Genomic DNA, 1,224 nt, shown 5'->3' with positions numbered 1-1,224 from the left:
ATTCATCAGCCCGAGGGGGTCGAGGGCGTCCTTGACCGCCTGCATCACGGACACGCCCTCGCCGTGCTCGCGGCGCAGGTACGCGATCTTGCCCTGGCCGATGCCATGTTCGCCGGTGCAGGTGCCCTCCATGTCCTGGGCGCGGTAGACGATCCCCTCGTTGACGGCCTTGGCGCGGGCGAGCTCGTCCTCGCTGTCCGGGTCGCAGAGGATGATCACGTGGAAGTTGCCGTCGCCGACGTGGCCCAGGATGGTCGAGGGCATCGGCAGTGCCTCCAGGTCCCGCCGGGTCTCGCGGATGCACTCGGCGAGCCGCGAGATCGGCACGCACACGTCCGTGGTCAGCGGCCGGCAGCCGGGCCGCAGCTGCAGCGCCGCGGGGTAGGCGTCGTGACGCGCCTGCCACAGCCGGGAACGGTCCTCCTCGTAGACCGCCCAGGCGAAGTCGGCACCGCCGTTCTCCGCGGCGAGGGCCTGGACCAGCTCGGCCTGCTCGCGCACCCCGGACTCGCTGCCGTGGAACTCCAGGAAAAGGTGCGGGCGCTCGGGGTAGTCCAGGCCGCTGTAGGCGTTGGTCGCGCGCATCTGGAGCGCATCCATGAGCTCCATGCGCGCCATGTGCACGCCGCACTGGATGGTCTCGATCACGGTGCGCACCGCCGCGTCCTCGTCGGGGAAGGCGCAGATCGCCGCGGACGTGGCCTCGGGGAGCCCGTGCAGTCGCAGGGTGATCTCGGTGACCAGCCCGAGGGTGCCCTCGGCGCCGGTGAACAGGTGCGTGAGGTCGTAGCCGGCGGAGGACTTGCGCGCCCGCCCGCCGGTGCGCACGACCCGGCCGTCGACCAGCACCACGGTGAGCGAGAGCAGGTTGTCCGCCATGGTGCCGTAGCGCACGGCATTGGTGCCCGAGGCACGGGTGGAGACCATGCCGCCGATGGAGGCGTCCGCCCCCGGGTCCACGGGAAAGAACAGCCCGGTGTCGCGCAGCTCCGCGTTGAGCTGCTTGCGGGTCACGCCGGCCTCCACGGTGGCGTCCATGTCGTCCGTGGACACGCGCCGGACCCGGTTCATGCCGGAGAGGTCGACGGCGACGCCGCCGTGCAGGGCCTGCACATGGCCCTCCACCGCCGTGCCGGTGCCGTAGGGGATGATCGGCACACGGTGGGCGTGGCAGATGCGGGCCACCTCGGCGACCTCCTCGGTGCTCTGCGGAAAGGCCACGGC

1 protein-coding gene is annotated in these 1,224 nt (G+C 71.7%); it reads right to left on the bottom strand.

Annotated features, from left to right (window positions below; genetic code table 11):
• Window positions 1-1,224, bottom strand: a 1,224-nt coding sequence (locus tag G7A99_RS16140) for an FAD-binding oxidoreductase (RefSeq protein WP_163142029.1), incomplete at both ends; no start/stop codon positions are given.

This window comes from Arhodomonas sp. KWT, from assembly GCF_010993615.1.
Note: the sequence above shows the minus strand (reverse complement) of the source record. Positions and strands in the feature narration are given on the sequence as shown.